General features: G+C 72.3%; 14 protein-coding genes and 1 pseudogene. 10 read left to right on the top strand and 5 right to left on the bottom strand.

Annotated features, from left to right (window positions below; genetic code table 11):
- From ACIRO3_RS04705 to ACIRO3_RS04685, 5 genes and pseudogenes are all read right to left on the bottom strand, one after another.
- Nucleotides 1–254: pseudogene (locus ACIRO3_RS04705) on the bottom strand (2-oxoacid:ferredoxin oxidoreductase subunit beta); the annotation flags it as partial.
- Nucleotides 247–2,196, bottom strand: a complete 1,950-nt coding sequence (locus ACIRO3_RS04700; protein WP_404132267.1) for a 2-oxoacid:acceptor oxidoreductase subunit alpha — start codon at nt 2,194–2,196, stop codon at nt 247–249. The gene ACIRO3_RS04700 and the pseudogene ACIRO3_RS04705, both read right to left, overlap by 8 nt.
- 233 nt (nt 2,197–2,429) lie before the next feature.
- Nucleotides 2,430–3,089, bottom strand: coding sequence for a response regulator transcription factor (locus tag ACIRO3_RS04695; protein ID WP_266974014.1), 660 nt, complete (start codon nt 3,087–3,089; stop codon nt 2,430–2,432).
- Between the two features lie 460 nt (nt 3,090–3,549).
- On the bottom strand, nt 3,550–4,878 hold the full coding sequence (locus ACIRO3_RS04690) for a sensor domain-containing protein (RefSeq protein WP_365998788.1): 1,329 nt from the start codon (nt 4,876–4,878) through the stop codon (nt 3,550–3,552).
- A 222-nt stretch (nt 4,879–5,100) separates the two neighbouring features.
- Nucleotides 5,101–6,291 (bottom strand): sensor histidine kinase, encoded by a 1,191-nt coding sequence (locus tag ACIRO3_RS04685; RefSeq protein ID WP_404132264.1) that lies wholly within the window; start codon nt 6,289–6,291, stop codon nt 5,101–5,103.
- 156 nt (nt 6,292–6,447) lie between these two features.
- Between ACIRO3_RS04685 and ACIRO3_RS04680 the strand changes: the two genes are divergently transcribed.
- Genes ACIRO3_RS04680 through ACIRO3_RS04635 form a run of 10 tightly spaced genes read left to right on the top strand, consistent with a single transcriptional unit; the run spans nt 6,448 to nt 16,236 of the window.
- Complete coding sequence (locus ACIRO3_RS04680) at nt 6,448–6,855, top strand: NADH-quinone oxidoreductase subunit A (protein ID WP_267796350.1); 408 nt, start codon at nt 6,448–6,450, stop codon at nt 6,853–6,855.
- Complete coding sequence (locus ACIRO3_RS04675; RefSeq protein WP_361779801.1) at nt 6,846–7,457, top strand: NADH-quinone oxidoreductase subunit B family protein; 612 nt, start codon at nt 6,846–6,848, stop codon at nt 7,455–7,457. Before ACIRO3_RS04680 ends, ACIRO3_RS04675 begins: the two co-directional genes overlap by 10 nt.
- Nucleotides 7,454–8,566, top strand: a complete 1,113-nt coding sequence (locus ACIRO3_RS04670; RefSeq protein WP_404132261.1) for an NADH-quinone oxidoreductase subunit C — start codon at nt 7,454–7,456, stop codon at nt 8,564–8,566. The genes ACIRO3_RS04675 and ACIRO3_RS04670 overlap by 4 nt, the downstream gene beginning before the upstream one ends.
- Nucleotides 8,563–9,531: a complex I subunit 1 family protein gene (locus ACIRO3_RS04665; protein WP_361779795.1), complete on the top strand. Its 969-nt coding sequence runs from the start codon at nt 8,563–8,565 to the stop codon at nt 9,529–9,531. Before ACIRO3_RS04670 ends, ACIRO3_RS04665 begins: the two co-directional genes overlap by 4 nt.
- On the top strand, nt 9,531–10,121 hold the full coding sequence (locus ACIRO3_RS04660; RefSeq protein WP_404132257.1) for a NuoI/complex I 23 kDa subunit family protein: 591 nt from the start codon (nt 9,531–9,533) through the stop codon (nt 10,119–10,121). Before ACIRO3_RS04665 ends, ACIRO3_RS04660 begins: the two co-directional genes overlap by 1 nt.
- Nucleotides 10,118–10,699 carry an NADH-quinone oxidoreductase subunit J gene (locus tag ACIRO3_RS04655; protein WP_361779789.1) on the top strand — a complete coding sequence of 194 codons (582 nt, stop codon included), beginning with the start codon at nt 10,118–10,120 and terminating at the stop codon, nt 10,697–10,699. Before ACIRO3_RS04660 ends, ACIRO3_RS04655 begins: the two co-directional genes overlap by 4 nt.
- On the top strand, nt 10,699–11,055 hold the full coding sequence (nuoK, locus tag ACIRO3_RS04650; protein ID WP_361779786.1) for an NADH-quinone oxidoreductase subunit NuoK: 357 nt from the start codon (nt 10,699–10,701) through the stop codon (nt 11,053–11,055). The genes ACIRO3_RS04655 and nuoK overlap by 1 nt, the downstream gene beginning before the upstream one ends.
- Entirely contained in the window at nt 11,052–13,100 is a 2,049-nt protein-coding gene (locus ACIRO3_RS04645; RefSeq protein ID WP_404132249.1) for an NADH-quinone oxidoreductase subunit L, read from the top strand. Before nuoK ends, ACIRO3_RS04645 begins: the two co-directional genes overlap by 4 nt.
- A 38-nt stretch (nt 13,101–13,138) precedes the next feature.
- On the top strand, nt 13,139–14,692 hold the full coding sequence (locus ACIRO3_RS04640; protein ID WP_361779827.1) for an NADH-quinone oxidoreductase subunit M: 1,554 nt from the start codon (nt 13,139–13,141) through the stop codon (nt 14,690–14,692).
- Nucleotides 14,689–16,236 (top strand): NADH-quinone oxidoreductase subunit N, encoded by a 1,548-nt coding sequence (locus ACIRO3_RS04635; RefSeq protein WP_404132246.1) that lies wholly within the window; start codon nt 14,689–14,691, stop codon nt 16,234–16,236. Before ACIRO3_RS04640 ends, ACIRO3_RS04635 begins: the two co-directional genes overlap by 4 nt.
- Nucleotides 16,237–16,462: the final 226 nt, after the last annotated feature.

The following is a 16,462-nucleotide window of genomic DNA, read 5'->3' as shown; positions in this document are numbered from 1 at the left end:
CCGTAGGTGTTCATGTAGTAGGGGAAGCGGGAGGAGCAGCCGATTCCGGAGACGAAGACGATGTTCTCCTTCGCGAGGCCGAGTTCGGGCATGAAACCCTGGACGGCGGCGAGTACGGCGTAGTCACCGCAGCCCGGACACCAGCGGACCTCCTGATCCGACTTGAAGTCCTTCATCGACTGCTTCCCCTCGGCCTTGGGCACGAGGGACAGCAGATGGTGCCCCGCTTCGGACACCTCGGTGACTTCAGTCATTGATGGCCTCCTTGAGGACCGTCGACAGCTGTTCGGCCTTGAAGGGCATCCCGTTGACCTGGTTGTACGACTGGGCGTCCACCAGGTACTTCGCCCTGATCAGGGTGGCCAGCTGCCCGAGGTTCATCTCCGGCACCACTACCTTGTCGTAACGCTTCAGGACCTCCCCGAGATTCCTCGGGAACGGGTTGAGGTGACGCAGGTGAGCCTGCGCGATCGGCAGTCCGGCGCCCCGTACCCGGCGTACGGCCGCGGTGATGGGGCCGTAGGTGGAGCCCCAGCCGAGGACGAGGACGCGGGCCTCGTCCGGGTCGTCGACGTCCAGGTCGGGGACCCGGATGCCGTCGATCTTGGCCTGGCGGGTGCGGACCATGAACTCGTGGTTGGCGGGGTCGTAGGAGATGTTGCCGGTGCCGTCCTGCTTCTCGATGCCGCCGATGCGGTGTTCGAGCCCGGGAGTGCCCGGGACGGCCCACGGGCGCGCCAGGGTCTGCGGGTCGCGTTTGTACGGCCAGAACACCTCGGTGCCGTCCGCCAGCTCGTGGTTCGGACCGGCCGCGAACTGCACCGTGAGGTCCGGCAGGTCCGTGACCTCCGGGATCTTCCAGGGTTCGGAGCCGTTGGCGAGGTAGCCGTCCGAGAGCAGGAACACCGGAGTGCGGTACTCCAGGGCGATCCGGGCGGCGTCGATCGCGGCGTCGAAGCAGTCCGCCGGGGTGCGCGGGGCCACGATCGGGACGGGTGCCTCGCCGTTGCGCCCGTACATGGCCTGGAGCAGGTCGGCCTGCTCGGTCTTGGTCGGCAATCCCGTCGAGGGGCCGCCGCGTTGGATGTCCACGATCAACAGCGGCAGCTCCAGCGACACCGCCAGGCCGATGGTCTCCGACTTCAGCGCCACACCCGGGCCCGAGGTGGTGGTGACCCCCAGGGCGCCGCCGAAGGCCGCGCCCAGGGCCGCGCCGATACCGGCGATCTCGTCCTCGGCCTGGAAGGTCCGTACGCCGAAGTTCTTGTGTCGGCTCAGCTCGTGCAGGATGTCGGAGGCCGGGGTGATGGGGTACGAGCCCAGGTACAGCGGGAGATCCGCCTGCCGGGCCGCGGCGATGAGCCCGTACGACAGGGCCAGGTTCCCGGAGATGTTGCGGTAGGTGCCGGTCGGGAAGGACTTCGTGGCGGGGGCGACCTCGTAGGAGACGGCGAAGTCCTCGGTGGTCTCGCCGAAGTTCCAGCCGGCCCGGAAGGCGGCCACGTTCGCCTCGGCGATCTCCGGCCTCTTCGCGAACTTGGTCCGCAGGAAGGTCTCCGTGCCCTCGGTCGGGCGGTGGTACATCCACGACAGCAGGCCCAGCGCGAACATGTTCTTGCTGCGCTCGGCCTCCTTGCGGGGCAGTCCGAACTCCTTCAGCGCCTCCACCGTCAGTGTCGTCAGGGGCACGGGGTGGATGTTGTAGGCGTCCAGCGAGCCGTCTTCCAGCGGGGAGGTCGCATAGCCGACCTTCGCCATCGGACGCTTGGTGAACTCGTCGGTATTGACGATGATCTCCGCGCCGCGCGGGACGTCCGCGATATTCGCCTTCAGCGCCGCCGGATTCATCGCCACCAGCACATTCGGGGCGTCGCCCGGCGTCAGGATGTCGTGATCGGCGAAATGCAGCTGGAAGGACGACACACCCGGAAGGGTTCCGGCGGGGGCACGGATCTCGGCGGGAAAGTTCGGCAGCGTCGAGAGGTCGTTTCCGAAGGACGCGGTTTCCGAGGTGAAACGATCCCCGGTGAGCTGCATTCCATCGCCCGAGTCACCCGCGAATCGGATGATCACACGATCGAGGCGGCGGACTTCCTTGCCGCTCCCATCGGGCCCCGGTGGCGTGCGCTGCTCTCCGACCGCTGAGCCTTCGGCCCCGTCGGCCTGCTCGGCCGGGCTACTGACCTGGCTGGTCACTGAACTGGACCTCCTTCGAGGCGTGGGCGCTCGCTCCCAAGGCCAACCCTACGTCCGTGAGGTCATTCGTCCCTGGGTCGCCCGAATTCTGGACCGTCCTTGGGGGGCGGTCTGTCCGACAGACGTCGTGCAGTACGCGAAATATTCCAAACCTCCGGGCGATGGCGCCGGACCCCGACAGGTGCGTTTCGGGACCGGCGCCATCACACCGCACCTGACAGAGTGTCAGTTGATCAAGACCTTAGATAGGTGAGAACCGCCAATACGCGCCGGTGATCCCCCTCACTCGGGGACAGGCCGAGCTTCATGAAGATATTGCCGACGTGCTTTTCCACCGCGCCGTCGCTCACCACGAGCTGCTTCGCCACCGCGGAATTGGTGCGCCCCTCGGCCATCAGGCCCAGCACCTCCCGCTCGCGGGGCGTCAGGTTCGCCAGGACGTCCTGCTTGCGGCTGCGGCCCAGCAGCTGGGCGACCACCTCGGGGTCCAGGGCCGTACCACCCCTGGCCACGCGCACCACCGCGTCCAGGAACTCCCGGACCTCGGCCACCCGATCCTTGAGCAGGTACCCCACCCCGGTGCTGGAACCGGCCAGCAGTTCGGTGGCGTACTGCTCCTCCACGTACTGCGACAGCACGAGCACCCCGATCCCGGGATGATCGCGGCGCAGCCGCACGGCGGCCCGCACCCCCTCGTCGGTGTGCGTCGGCGGCATTCGTACGTCCGCCACCACCACGTCCGGCAGCGCGCCCTGCGCCGCCAGCTCGTCCACGGTCTTGATCAGGGCTTCCGCGTCCCCGACGCCGGCGACGACGTCATGCCCCCGGTCGGTCAGCAACCGGGTCAGGCCCTCGCGCAGCAGCACTGAATCCTCGGCGATGACCACCCGCACCCTGTCTTCCACTTCTCAGCAGCTCCCGCATCCACTCGTCACCGGCATACCTGGCAGACCCAAGCATCCCAGCCGGCCGCCCCGACGAGGGCAGATCCGAGCCAACTGATCGCCGTCGGCCGGGATTCGACCATGCGGTGGCGCGCGGTGCGGTGCGGTGGCGCGCGGTGGGGTGCGCTGCCGTGGTGCGCGGTGCAGTGCGGTGGGGTGCGGTGCCGTGCGGTGCCGACCCGGCTGCCCGGGCGCTCGGCCGCCCAGATGCCCGGCGGTCCGGCGCTCGGCTGCCCGGCTGTCCGGCTGCCCGGCGGTCCGGCGGTCCGGCGCTCCGGCGGCCCGGCGGCCCGCGGTCACGTGCGTCCGGCCCCGCCGGATCTCGTCGGGCGCGTGGACGGGACCCCCGTCCGGCCGGACGGGGGTCCCGCGACACCACGGGCGAACCCGCGGCAGGAGCCGGCAGGGTTCAGCGGCCCGGTACCCCGGCCGGCTCGCGGTCGCGCCACGGCAGCTCGGCGGTGGCCGTCGTACCGCCGCCGGCGGGGGAGTCCACGACCAGCACCCCGTCCACGGCGTCCAGCCGCTCGGTGAGTCCCGCCAGCCCCGAACCGGCCAGGGCCGACGCCCCGCCCCGGCCGTCGTCCGCGACCTGGATCAGCACGCGGTCGCCGGACCGCCAGACGTCCGCGCTCGCGGTCCGCGCCTCCGCGTGCTTGCTGACGTTCTGCAGCAGCTCCGACACCACGAAGTACGCGATCCCCTCGATCGCCGCCGCCGGCCGGGCCGGCAGGTCCACCGACACCCGCACCGGCACCGCGCACCGCGCGGCCACCGAGGACAGTGCCGCGTCCAGGCCCCGGTCCGTCAGGACCGCCGGGTGGATGCCCCGCGCCAGGTCCCGCAGCTCCTGGAGGGCGATCTTCACCTCGCCGTGCGCCTCGTCCACCATGCGCGCGGCGCCCCGGGGGTCCTCGGTCAGCCGCTCCTTCGCCAGCCCCAGGTCCATGGCCAGGGCCGCCAGCCGGGCCTGCGCGCCGTCGTGCAGATCGCGTTCGATGCGCCGCAGGTCGGCGGCGGCGGTGTCCACGACGACGCCCCGGTCGGACTCCAGTTCCGTGACCCGGTGGGCGAGCCGGGAGGGCCCCAACAGGCCGGTGACCAGCACCCGGTCCACGGTGGTCAGGGCGCGCAGCACCCAGGGAGTGGCGAGGGTGAGGGCGAGTCCGAGCAGGAAGGTGGCGGCGATGGTGAGCGGGGCGTCCAGGTAGAAGGAGTAGTCGTCGTTCTGGAACACCTGGAGCCCGGGCTGGTCGGTGAAGGTCGGGAAGACCCAGAACCAGAGCGGGTACAGCAGGAAACCCCACCCGTACGTCCAGAACACCAGCGCCACGCAGAAGCCGAAGACCGCCCACGGGAAGTGGAGCACCGAGTACAGCACGTGCCGCCAGGCGCTCCCGCTCTTGAGCAGGGCCCCCATGGCGGCCATCGCCCCGCCCTTGCGGGCCCTGATCGGCTCGGGATCCGCGACGTCCACCCGCAGCAACCCCCGCACCCGGGCCCGCTCCACCTGTCCGAAGCCCCGGCACATCGCGAGCACCCCGGCCAGCACCGGCACCCCGAGGAAGGTCACGAGCAGACCGCCGCCCAGGCTCACTCCGGTGACGGCGAGGCAGAAGTACAGGGTGCTCAGGGGGAACCCGAGCATCAGGAACCCCAACTCCCGCCAGGTCCTCGCCGCCACGGGAGCCCGCAACACCGTGCCGATCGCCGTGCCCGTGCCCGTGTCCTTGCCCATGATCCCGACCCGCCCTTCGTGTCCGCCCTTTACCCCTCAACCCTGCCGCCGGGCCGCCCCCGGGACCATGCGGCGGGTCGGCCTGTCCGCAGGGGGGTTAACCCCACCCCCGTCCCACCCCACCCCCCCCGCCCCGCACACGCGAAAGCGGGGCCCCCGCCCACCCGGACGGGAGCCCCGCACCCACCGCGTCGCCGCGGGAGCCGAACGAGACGACGGGGCCTACCGCCCCGCCACCCCCGCCGGCTCGCGATCGCGCCACGGCAGCTCCGCCGTGACCGTCGTCCCCACGCCCTCGGGGGAGTCCACGACGAACACCCCGTCCACCGCGTCCAGCCGCTCCGTGAGCCCCGCCAACCCCGACCCGGCCGGTGCGAACGCGCCACCGCGCCCGTCGTCCGAGACCCGGATCAGCAGCCGCGGGCCCGTCCGCCACACCTCCACGCTCGCGCCCCGCGCCGCCGCGTGCTTGCTGACGTTCTGCAGCAGCTCCGACACCACGAAGTACGCGATCCCCTCGATCGCCGCGGCGGGCCGCGCAGCCAGGTCCACCGACACCCGCACCGGTACCAGGCACCGCGCGGCCACCGAGGACAGCGCCGCGTCCAGCCCCCGGTCCGTCAGGACCGCCGGGTGGATGCCCCGCGCCAGGTCCCGCAGCTCCTGGAGCGCCAGCTTCACTTCCCCGTGCGCCTCGTCCACCATCGCGGCCGCGCCCTCCGGGTCCTCCAGCAGCTTCTCCTTCGCCAGGCCCAGCCCCATCGCGAGGGCCACCAGGCGGGCCTGGGCCCCGTCGTGCAGGTCCCGTTCGATGCGCCGCAGGTCCGCGGCCGAGGTGTCGACCACCACCGTCCGGTCGGACTCCAGCTCCGCGATCCGCCGCTCCAGCTCGTCGGACGGGGACAGCAGGCCCCGTACCATCGCCCGGTCCACGGTCGTCAGCCAACGGGCCACCCACGGCAGGACCGGCCACAGCACGAACAGCCCGGTCAACGCGACGGTGAAGGTGAGCACCCCCCAGGGCAGCCGGACCAGTTCGAACAGCACGGTCCGCCAGGCGACGGGATCCTTGATGCTCGACCACAGCCAGGGGAAGAACCCGCCGGAGCGCCGAGGCCCGGGGATCGGCGTCGGCTCGTCCACCCGTACGCCCAACAACGCCCGGGAGCGCGCCCGTTCCAGCTTTCCGAGCTGCCGCGACCCCAGCAGCCCGCACGCGAGCAACGGCAGCCCGATCGCGGTCACGGACAGACCGCCCGCGGTCGAGACCGTGACGACCGTGTAGACGAAACCGATCAGCGCCGCCGGCAGATTGCTCAGCAGGTACGCGATCTCCTTCCACGTGGCCGCGCCGAAGGCCGCACGTACGGGTGGAAGGAGGTCGTCCTGGGATGTGCGGATGCTCGCGGTCATGGCGCACAGCCTGCCAATTTCCGCCCGGCGTCGCCATGGGGTGGCCCGGCGGCAGTGAACGGGGGATAACCCCACCCCGCGTGGCCCAGGCCCTAGACTCCCGTGCGTACCAGATCACCCAGATCGTCGACAGTGGCCGAGGAGCGAGGAACGGACGTGCCCGACCCAACGGTATCGACCGTGACCGTGCACGCGGCGGACTACTTCCGAAGCTATTCGGTCGTCGGTCTGCTCGCCGTGCTCGGCGTGCTGTTCGTCGCCGTGGCCTTCGGCGCCGGCCGGCTGCTGCGGCCCGTGGTCCCCACCCCCGAGAAGCTCCTGACGTACGAATGCGGCGTGGACCCCGTCGGTGAGGGCTGGGCGCACACCCAGGTCCGCTACTACGTCTACGCGTTCCTCTACGTCATCTTCGCCGTCGACTCGATCTTCCTGTTCCCGTGGGCGACCGTGTTCGCCGCCGCCGGCTACGGCGCCACGACCCTGGTGGAGATGTTCGTCTTCCTGGGCTTCCTGGCCGTCGGCCTGCTCTATGCGTACAAGAAGGGCGTCCTCGAATGGCTGTGACACCGGCGGGGACACCGGCCGAGCCGCAGCCGCTTCCCGAGCCGAAGCGGCTGGGCGTGCTCTCCCGACTCGCGCCCGAACCCATGAAGGTGGTCCTGAACTGGGGCCGCCGCTACAGCCTGTGGGTCTTCAACTTCGGCCTGGCCTGCTGCGCGATCGAGTTCATCGCCGCGTCCATGGCCCGACACGACTTCATCCGGCTCGGCGTCATCCCCTTCGCGCCGGGCCCCCGTCAGGCCGACCTGATGATCGTCTCGGGCACGGTCACCGACAAGATGGCCCCCGCCGTGAAGCGGCTCTACGAGCAGATGCCCGAACCGAAGTACGTCATCTCCTTCGGCGCCTGCTCCAACTGCGGCGGACCGTACTGGGACTCGTACTCCGTCACGAAGGGCGTCGACCAGATCATCCCGGTCGACGTCTACGTGCCCGGCTGCCCGCCGCGACCCGAGGCGCTGCTCCAGGGGATCCTCAAGCTCCAGGAGAAGATCGCCCGAGAGTCGCTCGCGGACCGCTACGCGAATCCGTCCGTCGCCCAGCTCACCAGCGGCCTGGTCACGCCCCCGCCCGCGCCCTCCGCCTCCGCGGAGGCCGGCGCGTGAACCTCTACGACTCCCTTCCCGACGCGGCGCCGACCGTCTTCGGCGTCGAGGCCGTGGGCTCGTACGCGTACGAGGTCCTCACGGTCGACGTGCCCGTCGGATCCTGGATCTCCTCGCTGGAGATCGCCCGCGACAAGCTGGGCTGCACCTACTTCGACTGGCTGAGCGCGGTGGACGAGCCGGGCATCGGCTTCCAGGTCTGCGCGCACGTCGTCTCCCTGGAGAACCGCCGCGTACGACGCCTGCTGCTGCGGACCACCGTCCCGCACGCGGCGGCCTCGCTGCCCTCCGCCGTCGCCGTCTACGCGGGCGCGGAATGGCACGAGCGGGAGACCTTCGAGATGTTCGGGGTGACCTTCACCGACCACCCCCACCTCGTGCCGCTCCTGCTCCCCGAGAACTTCGAGGGCCACCCGCTGCGCAAGGACTTCGTGCTCGCGGCCCGCGTAGCCAAGGCCTGGCCGGGCGCCAAGGAGCCGGGCGAGGCACACGACCCCGACGCTCCGAGGCGGCGGCAGATGCTGCCTCCGGGCGTACCCGACCCCAACGACTGGGGCCCGCTCAAGGGCCAGCTCCCGCCGGCCCCCACCCGCCCCGCCCGCACCCCGCGCGCGGCCGGCGGCGCGGGCGCCCCGGCCCGGATCCCCCGCGAGGGCGCTCCGGTCCGCCGTACCCGCTCGGTGGCCGAGGGTTCCGCGACCCAGGTGCCCCCCGCCGAAGGCGATGCCCCGGCGCGGCCGGTGCGGCGCAGCCGCTCGGTCGCGGACGGCTCCGCGAGCCAGGCCGGCCCGCCCGCGCCGACGACCGGAGCCGGGGCCGAGGCCGCGCCCGCCGCGCCGCCCGCCGCGCCGCCGGTCGGGCCGAGCGGTGACGCGCCCTGGCACGACCCGAAGCCCGCCTTCGACCAACCGGCGCCGGCCGCGACGCCCGCCCCGCCGCCGGCGGCGGACGGACCGCCCCCGGCCCCGGCGGACGAGCCCGCGCCGGAGAAGACCCCGGACGAGGGCCCGGACAAGAAGCCGGACAAGAGGCCGGACACGGCGCCCGGCTCCGAGTCCACCCCCGACCCCACCCCCGGCCCCACCCCCGACAACGGAGGCGACGAGTGAACGACGTCCTCGACGTCGCCCTGCGACTGATCGTCGTCTTCGCCGTCTTCCTCGTGCTCCCGCTCGTCGTCGGGCAGACCGAGCACAAGGTGATGGCCCACATGCAGGGCCGGCTCGGCCCCATGTACGCGGGCGGTTTCCACGGCTGGGCCCAGCTCGTCGCCGACGGCGTGAAGTTCGCGCAGAAGGAGGACATCGTCCCGGCCAACGCCGACCGGCGGATCTTCCAGCTCGCCCCCGCCGTCGCGCTGCTCCCCTACCTGCTGGTCCTCCTCGTCATCCCCATCGGCCCGGGCGAGGGCGCGGTCGGCCAGGTCATCGACGCCGGCCTCTTCTTCGCCCTCGCCGTCATGGGCGTCGGCGTACTCGGCAGCCTGATGGCCGGCTGGGCCTCCGCGAACAAGTTCTCCCTGCTGGGCGGCCTCCGTACGGCCGCCCAACTGCTGGCGTACGAACTGCCCATGCTGCTCACGGCCGCCTCGGTGGCCATGGCGGCCGGGACGGTCTCCCTCCCGGGGATCGTCGACGCCTTCCAGTGGTGGTGGCTGCCCTGGCAGATCGTCGGCGCGCTCGTCTTCTTCGTCGCCGGCCTCGCCGAACTCCAACGGCCGCCCTTCGACATGCCCGTCGCCGACTCCGAGATCATCTTCGGCGCGTACACCGAGTACACCGGCCTGCGCTTCGCGCTGTTCCTGCTCGCCGAGTACGCCGGCATCGTCGTCCTCTGCGGCCTCACCACCGTCCTCTTCCTCGGCGGCTGGCACGGCCCCTTCGGCGGCGACGACCTGGGGTGGGTCTGGACCCTCCTCAAGGTCGCCGTCCTCGCCTTCGTGGTGATCTGGCTCCGCGTGAGCTACCCCCGGCTGCGCGAGGACCAGTTGCAGAAGCTCGCCTGGACCGTACTCATCCCGCTCGCGCTCGCCCAGATCGCGCTCACCGGCATCGTGAAGGTGGCGATCAACTGATGCCCGTTCCCGGATCAGGCCTGGCCAAGGGCCTCGCCGTCACCCTGCGCACGATGACGAGGCGCTCCCACACCGCCCAGTACCCCGAGGTCCAGCCCGAACTCCCGCCGCGCAGCCGCGGCGTCATCGGGCTGTTCGAGGAGAACTGCACGGTCTGCATGCTCTGCGCGCGCGAGTGCCCCGACTGGTGCATCTACATCGACTCCCACAAGGAGACGGTGCCCGCCGCCGCCCCCGGTGGCCGCGAGCGCAGCCGCAACGTCCTCGACCGCTTCGCCATCGACTTCTCGCTCTGCATGTACTGCGGCATCTGCATCGAGGTGTGTCCCTTCGACGCCCTCTTCTGGTCGCCGGAGTTCGAGTACGCGGAGACCGACATCCTCGAACTCACCCACGAGCGCGACAAGCTCCGCGAATGGATGTGGACCGTGCCGGCCCCGCCCGCCCTGGACCCGGCCGCCGAGGAGCCCAAGGAGATCGCCGCCGCCCGCAAGGCGGTGGACAAGGCCGAGGCGGCCGCGGCCGCCGAAGCGGCTGCCGCCGCCGCCCCGGCGAACGAGGCACCGACCGACCCGGAGGCAGACGCGTGAGCCCCGCCGCCACCCTGGCCGCCACCGCCACCGGCCCCGGCTTCCTCTCCCCGACCGGCGTCGAGATCGCCTTCGTCCTCGTCGGCCTCGCCACCCTCGGCGCGGCGCTCGTCACCGTCACCACCAGACAGCTCGTGCACGCCGCGCTGTGGCTGGTCGTCGCGCTCGGCGGGATCGCCGTCGAGTACCTGCTGCTGACCGCCGAGTTCATCGCGTGGGTGCAGGTGCTGATCTACCTCGGTTCCGTGGTCGTGCTGCTGCTCTTCGGACTGATGCTGACCAAGGCGCCCATCGGCCGCTCCCCGGACGCCGACTCGGGCAACCGCCCGGTCGCCCTCGGCGTCGCGATCGTCGCGGCCGCCGCGCTCGTCTGGGTCGTCGTCGACGCCTTCCGCACCACCTGGATCGACCTCGACGGCCCCGCCCGGGGATCCACCCGGGTCACCGGCGAGTTCCTCTTCCAGCACTGGGTGCTGCCCTTCGAGGCCCTCTCCGTGCTCCTCCTCGCGGCGCTGATCGGCGCGATCGTGCTGTCCCGCAAGGACGACCGCCCCGACGACCAGAAGGGGCCGCGCTGATGCACCTCGCCTACCCGGCCGTGCTCGCGGCGCTCCTCTTCTGCGTCGGCCTGTACGGCGTCCTGGCCCGCCGCAACGCCATCCTCGTCCTGATGGCCGTCGAGCTGATGCTCAACGCCGTCAACCTCAACCTGGTGGCCTTCGACGTGTGGCTGCGCGACGCCCTGCACGCCGGCCAGGCCCTCACCCTGTTCACCATCGCCATCGCCGCCGCCGAGATCGGCATCGGCCTCGCGATCGTGCTGACGGTGTACCGCAACCGGGGCACCTCGGACGTGGACCGACTGCGCGACACCGCCGAGGGCCACGAGCCCGCCCCCACCGATCCGAGCAACCAGAGCGAGGTCACCGCGTGAGCACCACGACCCTCGCGGTCCTCGTCCCCCTCCTCCCGTTCCTGGGCGCGGTGGCGGGACTGCTGTGCGGCCGCAGTGCCCCCGGTTTCGTCCGGCCGCTCGCCCTCCTGCCGACGCTGGGCGCCGCCGTGCTGGCCGTGCTCGTCGCCGTCCGCCAGGGCGGCGGCCCGGCCATCGACACCGCGACCGAACTGACCCCGACCGGCTCGGTGCCGATCGAGCTCGGCCTGTACCTGGACGGCTTCGCGGCCCTGGTCGCCGTGCTGGTCGGCGTGGTCGCCACCTGCGTACAGCTCTACTCGACGGCCTACCTGCGCGAGGACCCGCGCTACCCGTCGTACGCCGCCCTGGTCTCCCTGTTCACCTCCGCCATGCTGGTCGTCGTCTACTCCGGCGACCTGATGGTGCTGCTCGTCGGCTGGGAGGTCATGGGCATCTGCTCGTACTTCCTCGTCGGCCACTACTGGGAGACCGAGGCGGCCCGCTCCGCCTCCCTGAAGGCCTTCCTGGTCACCAAGCTCGGTGACGTGCCCTTCCTCATCGGTCTGTTCGCGCTCGCCACCGACGTCGGGTCCTTCCGGATCACCGAGATCCTGGACACCGTCGCCGCCGGCGGCCTCGACCACCCGACGCCGATCGCGCTGCTCCTGCTCGCCGGGGTCGCCGGCAAGTCCGCGCAGTTCCCGCTGCACACCTGGCTGCCCGACGCCATGGCGGGCCCCACCCCGGTCTCCGCGCTGATCCACGCCGCGACGATGGTCGCCGCCGGCGTCTACTTCGTCGCCCGCCTGCTCCCGGTCTTCGCGGCCTCCCGGGCCGCGCTGGTGGTGATGGCCGTCATGGCGGCCGTCACCATGGTCGGCTCGGCCCTCGCGGCCCTGGCCCAGGACGACATCAAGCGGGTACTGGCCTACTCGACGATCGGCCAGCTCGGCTACATGATCGGCGCCCTGGCCGTCGGCGACCGCGGCGCGGCCGTCTTCCACCTCCTGTCGCACGGCGCCTTCAAGGCGCTCCTCTTCCTCGGCGCGGGCGTGATCATCCACGCCGCCGGGACGAACTCCCTGGCCGCCATGTCCCGCACGTCCGACCTGGCCAAACGCATCCCCGACACGTTCTGGACGATGACGATCGCGCTCCTCGCGCTCGCCGCCATCCCGCCCTTCGCCGGCTTCTTCTCCAAAGAGGCGATCCTCGTCGCCGCCGAGCGCACCGCCACCGGCCACTCCGACTTCGCCCCCGGCGCGGCCGGCTGGCTGGTGCTCGTCTCCGGCGTGCTGACCGCCCTGCTCACCGCCGCCTACGCCACCCGGCTGTGGCTGATGGCCTTCCGCGGCCGGGGCGCCGCCGCCCCCGACCACGGCAAGGAGCCCCTCGCCATGACCGGCGTGCTGTGGCTGCTGGCGATCCCCACGGTGGCCTTCGGTCTCGCCGCCGGCCCCCTCGCGGACTGGTTCGACGGCGAGCAGCTCACCCCGTCCGTGGCCACCTCGATCCTCGGCGTCGGCGCCGCCGTCATCGGCGTCCTGCTGACCTACGGCCTCTGGCAGCGCGCGGCCGCCCGGGCACACGCGGCCCCCGCCGCGATCGGACCCGCGGCCGCCGCCGTCACCGACGAGCCCGCCGCCGTCGCGGCCGGCGTCTCCGCCGCCACCGCCGCGGCGGAGTCCGCCGCCGAGACCCCCGAGGTGGCGGAGGTCGCCCACGAGCACCCCACCGTCCCGGCGGGCCCGGCCCCCGACCCCGGCAAGGCGCTCCTCGGTCCGCTGCACCGCCACGCGGCGGACGGCTTCCACCTCGACGCCCTCTACGACCGGCTGTTCGTCCGCCCCGTACGGGCCGCCGCCGCCCTGGTCCGCTTCCTCGACCGGGAGGTCGTGGACACGTACGTCCGCGGCGCGGGCGCCGGGCCCCGGCTGCTCGGCGCCCTCGTCCGCCGCGCCCAGACCGGCAACGTGCAGAGCTACCTGAGCGCCCTGCTCGCCGGCGCCGTGGTCCTGGCGATCGCCACCGCCGTCCTCGCCAACGTCAACGCCGGATCGTGAGCCGTGAGTCAGCCGTGATTGATATCAGCCCGTCCGTGATGCAGTTCCTCCTGGCGTTCGTCGTGGCCGCACCACTCCTCGGCGCCGTCGCCGCCCTCCTGCCGGCCCCGCCCGGCCTCAAGGGCAAGAGCCCCGAACAGGCCGTGCTGCGCCACGGCGTGAGCGTGACCGGCGTGATCCTCGCCGCGGCGATCGCCCTCACCGCGGGCTTCGACCACGACGCCCCGTCCCGCTTCCAGGCGACGACGGACATCAGCTGGATCCAGGCGCTGAACATCCGGATCCACCTCGGCGTCGACGGCATCTCGCTCCCCCTCCTCCTGATGACCGCGCTGCTGTTCTTCCTCTGCGCGCTCTACAGCTACTTCAAGTTCCCCGAGGGCCCCTCCCCGAAGGCCTTCGTCGCCCTGCTGCTCGTCCTGGAGTCCGGCACCCTCGCGACCTTCGCCGTCCTCGACCTGCTGCTGTTCTTCCTCGCCTTCGAGATGGTCCTCATCCCGATGTACTTCCTCATCGCCCGCTGGGGCGGCGCCCAGAGGCAGGCCGCCGCCTGGAAGTTCATCCTCTACACCCTCCTCGGGTCCGTGGTCATGCTGCTCGGTCTGCTGCTGATCGGGCTGGACAGCGGCACCTTCGACATGGTGGCACTCGCCTCCGACAACGGCCGCGGACTGTCCCGCACCACCCAGCTCCTGGCCGTGCTCGCCATCGGTCTCGGCCTCGCCGTGAAGACCCCGATGTGGCCCCTGCACAGTTGGCTGCCCGACGCGCACACCGCCGCCCCCACCGTCGGATCGGTGCTGCTGGCGGGCGTGATGCTGAAGATGGGCACGTACGGGTTCGTTCGCATCCTGCTGCCGATCACCCCCGACGGCATGGCGACCTTCGCCCCCTACCTCGGCGCGTTCGCCGTCGTCGGCATCGTCTACGGGTCCCTCGCCTGCCTCGCGTTGGCGCGCAAGGGCAACAAGGGCGACCTCAAGCGGCTCATCGCCTACTCCTCCGTCGGCCACATGGGCTTCGTACTGCTCGGCATCGCCTCCATGACCCCCACCGGGGTCAACGGCGCGCTGTTCGCCAACATCGCCCACGGCCTCATCACGGGCCTCCTCTTCTTCCTGGTCGGCGCCCTCAAGGACCGCTACGGCACCGCCGACCTCGACACGCTCGCCGGGGCGACCGGAGCCGCCGTCTACGGCCGCGCCCCCCGCCTCGGCGCGCTGATCGCCTTCGCGGCCGTGGCCTCCCTGGGGCTGCCCGGCCTCGCCGGGTTCTGGGGCGAGATGCTGGCCCTGTTCGGCGCGTTCGACCCGGCCGAGGGACTGCCGCGGTCGGCGTTCCTCACGTACACGGCCGTGGGCGCCTTCGGCACGCTGCTCACCGCCGCCTACCTCCTGGTCGTCGTACGGCGCGTGTGCATGGGCGACCCGAAGGCCGGCCCCGAGGTCACCGTCGCGGACGTCCGGCACTACGAGTTCGCCGCCTGGACCCCGCTCGTCGCCCTCACCGTCCTCGCCGGCCTCTGGCCCGCCGTCCTCCTCGGCCTCACCGACCCGGCCGTCCAGAAGCTCCTCGCAGGAGGCAACTCATGACGGTCCTGTCCGCCGCCGGCGCGCCGACCCCGAGCCTGGTCCAGTCCGTGGACTGGCTCGCGATCGCACCCGTCGTCATCACCGCCGCCGTCGCCCTCGTCGTCCTCGTCGCGGACCTGTTCGTGCCGCAGGAGCGCAAGCCGCTGCTCGGCTGGATCTCCGTGGCCGGACTGGCCGCCGCGACCGCCGCCCTGCTGCCGCTGCGCGCCGGCGACCGCGCCACCTTCTGCCTCACCGGCGACCCCGGCGCGTGCAGCTACACCGCCGACCACTTCGCTCTCGTCGTGCAGTTCCTGGTGCTGGCCGGCGCCCTGGTCACGGCCCTGCTGTCGGTCACCGCCGTCCGCGAGGCCCGCATGCCGGCGGGCGAGTACTGGTTCCTGCTGCTCTCCTCGGCCGCCGGCGCGGCGCTGCTGCCCGCCTCCCGGGACCTCGCCACCCTGATCGTCGCCCTCGAAGTCGCCTCGCTGCCGGCCTTCGCCCTCGTCGGCATGCGCCGCGGCGACCGGCTGTCCTCCGAGGCCGCCCTCAAGTTCTTCCTGTCCTCGGTCACCGCCACCGCCGTGTCGCTGATGGGCGTCGCCTTCGTCTACGCGGCCACCGGCTCCCTGCACCTCGCCCAGGTCGCCGACCGGCTCGAAGACGTCCCCGCACAGCTCGACACCCTCGCCATGGCGGGCGTCGCCCTCACCCTCGTCGGCTTCGCCTTCAAGACGGCGGCCGTACCCTTCCACTTCTGGGTCCCCGACACCTACGTGGGCGCCCCGCTGCCCATCGCGGGCTACCTCTCGGTGATCGGCAAGGCCGTCGGTTTCACCGGCCTGATCCTCGTCACGGTCATCGCCTTCCCGGCGTACTCCGACATCTGGGGCCCGGCGCTGGCCGTCCTCGCCGCGCTGACCATGACCGTCGGCAACGTCGCCGCCCTGCGCCAGCGCGCCGACCGCCCGAACAGCGCCGTCCGCCTCCTCGCCTGGTCCTCGGTGGGCCAGGCCGGCTACCTGCTGGTCCCGATCGCCGCCGCCGCGTACTCCGACCGCGACCAGATCGGCTCCACCGTCGCCTACGCCCTGATGTACGCGGCCGTGAACCTCGGCGCCTTCGCCGTCGCCGCGCTGGTCGCCCGTACCAAGCCGCTGCACCGGATCGACGACTACCGGGGCCTGTACGCCGAGCGCCCCGTCGCGGCCCTGGCGCTGGCCTTCTTCCTGCTGTGCCTGGCCGGACTGCCGCCCGGCCTCATCGGCCTCTTCGCGAAGGTCACCGTCTTCCGCTCCGCGGTCGACGCCGGCCTGGCCTGGCTCGCCGTGCTGATGGCGATCAACGTCGTGATCGCCCTGTACTACTACCTGCGCTGGACGGCCCTGCTCTTCCGCGCCCCGCCCCAGGACGCGGCCGCGGGCGCGGCCCCCGCCGGGGTCCGCGCGAAGGCGCCCCTGCCGATCACCGTCGCCATCGCGCTCACCGGGGTCACCGCCCTGGTCCTCTCGGGCGCCCCGGAGCTGGTCCTGCGCTTCGCCGCGGGCAGCCTCTTCCCGCAGTAGGCGCGGCGGCGGCGACCCACCCCGCCCGCCCGCCCCACGCCCGCCCCGCACGCCGTGACCCGTACGGAGCAACGCCCACGGCCGCCCCGCCGCCCGGTCCACCGGTGCGGCGCCCCCGTCGTGCCCCGGGAACCAGACGCCCTCACCTCGCGTTGACCAGGAAGGAAGGGTCCACTGGACCGGAGACCCTTCGCACCGAAGATCCTGGACGGGGTCCCCCTGCCGC

This window comes from Streptomyces sp. NPDC102278 (assembly GCF_044766345.1).
Classification (GTDB): Bacteria; Actinomycetota; Actinomycetes; order Streptomycetales; family Streptomycetaceae; genus Streptomyces.
The sequence above is the reverse complement of the archived record's forward strand: the minus strand, read 5'-3'. Positions and strand labels throughout refer to the sequence as shown.

Bases quoted from the DNA above. Each gene is read 5' to 3' on its own strand.
- ACIRO3_RS04690 (WP_365998788.1), bottom strand. From the start codon at position 4,878: ATGGGCAAGGACACGGGCACGGGCACGGCGATCGGCACGGTGTTGCGG.
- ACIRO3_RS04685 (WP_404132264.1), bottom strand. From the start codon at position 6,291: ATGACCGCGAGCATCCGCACATCCCAGGACGACCTCCTTCCACCCGTA.
- ACIRO3_RS04675 (WP_361779801.1), top strand. From the start codon at position 6,846: ATGGCTGTGACACCGGCGGGGACACCGGCCGAGCCGCAGCCGCTTCCC.
- ACIRO3_RS04660 (WP_404132257.1), top strand. From the start codon at position 9,531: ATGCCCGTTCCCGGATCAGGCCTGGCCAAGGGCCTCGCCGTCACCCTG.
- nuoK (WP_361779786.1), top strand. From the start codon at position 10,699: ATGCACCTCGCCTACCCGGCCGTGCTCGCGGCGCTCCTCTTCTGCGTC.
- ACIRO3_RS04640 (WP_361779827.1), top strand. From the start codon at position 13,139: ATGCAGTTCCTCCTGGCGTTCGTCGTGGCCGCACCACTCCTCGGCGCC.
- ACIRO3_RS04635 (WP_404132246.1), top strand. From the start codon at position 14,689: ATGACGGTCCTGTCCGCCGCCGGCGCGCCGACCCCGAGCCTGGTCCAG.